At 59.0% G+C, this 3,223-nt stretch carries 2 protein-coding genes; both read right to left on the bottom strand.

What is annotated here, in order from left to right; genetic code table 11:
• Positions 1-6: 6 nt before the first annotated feature.
• Positions 7-1,734 carry a hypothetical protein gene (locus tag AC6ROY_RS25225; protein ID WP_500103314.1) on the bottom strand — a complete coding sequence of 576 codons (1,728 nt, stop codon included), beginning with the start codon at positions 1,732-1,734 and terminating at the stop codon, positions 7-9.
• A gap of 201 nt (positions 1,735-1,935) precedes the next feature.
• The gene (locus AC6ROY_RS25220) at positions 1,936-3,189 is read right to left on the bottom strand and encodes an efflux RND transporter periplasmic adaptor subunit (RefSeq protein WP_500103313.1); all 1,254 of its coding nucleotides are present in this window, start codon (positions 3,187-3,189) and stop codon (positions 1,936-1,938) included.
• Positions 3,190-3,223 lie beyond the last annotated feature (34 nt).

The following is a 3,223-nucleotide window of genomic DNA, read 5'->3' as shown; positions in this document are numbered from 1 at the left end:
TACGCTCTACTGTTTATACGTCGTCAGCAACCGTTTCGCAACGCCCGCAGGCGTGGCAAAGCTTTCGTAAATCCGGATTTCGTGATGCACATCCAGGCTGTCCGACGCGCCGCTGATCGTAATTGTGTTGTCGCCGGTCACCAGCCGGTTGGCGCCAAACACATTCGCATTGCCCTTGCCGACATAGCGCCCTTCCGAATCGTACAGCTCCACCAGCAGCGCCGGGAAGGAAGCGTCCAGCTGCACCTGCTCCTCGCGGGTGAGCTCCAGATTCATCTTCAACCGGTACACGTACTGGTACTGAGTCTCTGCCCCGTAGTTCGAATTCAGCGTCCAGTTTTTCACCTTCACCGTGAACGGATACAAGCTCCACTCGTCCTTTTTCGCTTCCTGCAAATTCGTCGAAATCGCGGCAATCGTCGTTTTGTAAGGCGCGGCCGTCACGGCGTCCTGCACCTTCAGCACCAGCCCGTTCCCCTTCTCCGACACCGGCAAGGTGAAGGAGTAGCTGACGGTCAGCGAGGAGCTCGGCAGCACGTTCGCCGTTGCCGTCTCCTGGCGGCTGCCCGCGTATTCGTAGCCGTCCCGGCTGACCAGGTCCGCCTGGAACACCGGTACCGCCAGCGGCTTGGACGACTTGTTTGTCAGCTTGAACTTCGCTGTGACATTTTTATTGCCGTCCTCCGGGTTTTCATGCATGTCATATTCGACCACCGATACCGCCAGGTCCGGATTGATCAGCTGGCTCCGCTCGTCGAAGGCGATGGCGCTGCCGAGCGTATACGCCGTGAAGCTCGTGCCGGTCGATTCGGTCGGCAGCACGAGGTTCAGCCGCCCGATTTTGAAGCTCGTCACCACCGGCCCCGCCGCGCCCGCTTCCGCGAACGTCTCCGGCGTCAGCAGGTTCAAGCTTTGCAGCACCGTATCCTGCTCCGTCGGGATCGCGTAGTGGATATATTTCTCCGACTTCGGCTCCAGCGTGACCGTTTCCTTCTCGACGCGCGCGCCGGTGAACACTTTGCCGCCGCCCTTGCCGTCCAGCCCGAACGCCGGTACCGTCTCCCGCTTGTCGGTCGGGTTGTACGCCAGCAGCTGCACGACGTAAACGGTGCCCGCCGCCGTCGATTCCTTCGTTAGCGCAACCGGGGTGTACTGGAGCGGCGACACGAGGCCCGGAATTTTAAACGACTCGGACCATTTTTTGATCGCGGTCGGATCGGTAATGGCTGTCTCGCTGCCCTTCCACGCCTCGCCCTGAATCGGCACGCTGAGGATCGGCGTTTCTTTCTTCGGATAGACGTAATAGTCGACGTCCGTCCAGTTCACCTGCGTCAGCGTCACCTCATCGGTCCGGTCTATGACGGCGAGGTAGCTCAGCTCGGCGTTGACCTTCGGCTGCAGCGACTTGGCGTTGGACGCGCTTGGCTTGAGCGTATATTCGACGCCCTCCGTCGTCTGGACGCGCACCTCATAATCCGGCACGCGGGTAATGGCGGCCCCGTTGTTTTTCATCCGGAGGATGACGCCGAGACGGGTGCCGTCCTGAACACGTTCATTGACGGCGCCTTTGATTTCCACGTCCAGCGCCTCGGTCAGCTTGTGCGCGATGACGGCTGGCGCGGCCAATTCGACCGCTTCCGTCACCGGAGCCGCCGCGTAAGCGGACAGCCCGGCGCCAAGCAGCGAGACGGAGATGACAACCGATGCGGCGGTTACTTTCAGTTTGTAGTTCACGTAGGTTCCTCCTGTCAAAGTCTGGACTTGCTGGCTGACTTTCTCTTCCTCTTTTGCATACTTCTTATATTACTTCGCAAGCTGTACTTTTNTGACAACCGATGCGGCGGTTACTTTCAGTTTGTAGTTCACGTAGGTTCCTCCTGTCAAAGTCTGGACTTGCTGGCTGACTTTCTCTTCCTCTTTTGCATACTTCTTATATTACTTCGCAAGCTGTACTTTTTCTTTGTCCTTCAATTGGTTCTGACCGGAAATAATCAACTGCTCGCCTTCCTTCACGCCGGAGAGCACCTCCTGGATCGTCTCGTTCAGACGGCCGAGCTGCACCTTGCGTTTTTCGGCGGTGTCGCCGCCGGTCAGCACGTATACATACGTATCGCCGCCTTCGCGCACGACGCTGTTCGACGGGATGGTGACGACGATCTGGTCCTGGTCCTCGGTCAGCAAAATTTGCGCCTTCGTTCCCGGCTTCAGCTTGCGGTCCGCGTTCGGCACCTCCAGCTCCAGCGAATACGACTTGGATTGGGCGCCCATCACATCCGCCAGGTAGCTGACCTTGGCTTTCGCCCGCTCGGTCACACCCGGCACGTAAAACGTCAGCTCCGCTTTGCCGCGAATGAGTGCGGCGGCTTCCTCGGTCAGCTCCGCTTTGATTTTAACCGGGTCAAGCTGCTGAATCGTGGCCGCATGGCTGCCCGGACTCATCGTCATGCCGACCTCAATCGGCAGCTCGGTCAGCACGCCGCTGACGGTCGCCTTCACTTCCGTGTAGCTCAGACTGCGATCCAGCTCGCGCAGCGACACGCTAGCCGTCTGCACGCCCTGCTCCAGCTGGGACAGCGCGTTGGTGCTCTCCAGCGTCTTGAGCTTGCTGCGCGCGCCCTCCAGATCCAGCTTCATATTGTTCAGCTGCGTCTCCGTTTGCTCCAGCTGGATTTTGGTTACCAGCCCAAGGTCATAGTCGTTGCGCAGCTTGCTGTAGCTTTTCTCGGCATCCTGAATGGCTGCCTCCAGCTTGGCAATGCCGTTTCTTGCATCCTGCTTGCCGTCGGCCGTATCCTTGCGCGCCTTATCCATCTGATCCCGGTAGCCGTCCAGCGAAATTTGCGCTTTTTCCTTCTGAATGTTCAGGTCGGTCGGGTCGATGCGGAACAGCACCTCATCCTTCTGGACGTAGTCGCCGCGCTTTTTGACGATTTCGAGCACGTCGCCGTTCACCTTGGTGACGATGTTCATCTGAATGGACGAGGTCACGTCTGCAACCTGCTCCAGCGGCTCCCCGATTTTCTTTTTCTCAATCGGAGCGGCCTTGACCGTCTTCACCTGCGCTTCGGCGCTGGCGGCCGGCTGCGGAGCCGGCTGGGCCGAGCAGCCCGCCAGCAACGCCGTCGTCAGGAGCACGGCACCCGCCAGTTTGATGCTTGGCTTCAATCTGTTTGTCTGCGTCGGATTCATGGATTAAATTCTCCTTTTCCCTGTATCTGTCTGG

The organism is Paenibacillus sp. sg306046 (assembly GCF_059821225.1).
This window is presented reverse-complemented; position numbering and strand designations above follow the sequence as displayed.

Excerpts from the sequence above, each read along its gene's own strand:
- AC6ROY_RS25220 (WP_500103313.1), bottom strand. The coding sequence starts at position 3,189 with ATGAATCCGACGCAGACAAACAGATTGAAGCCAAGCATCAAACTGGCG.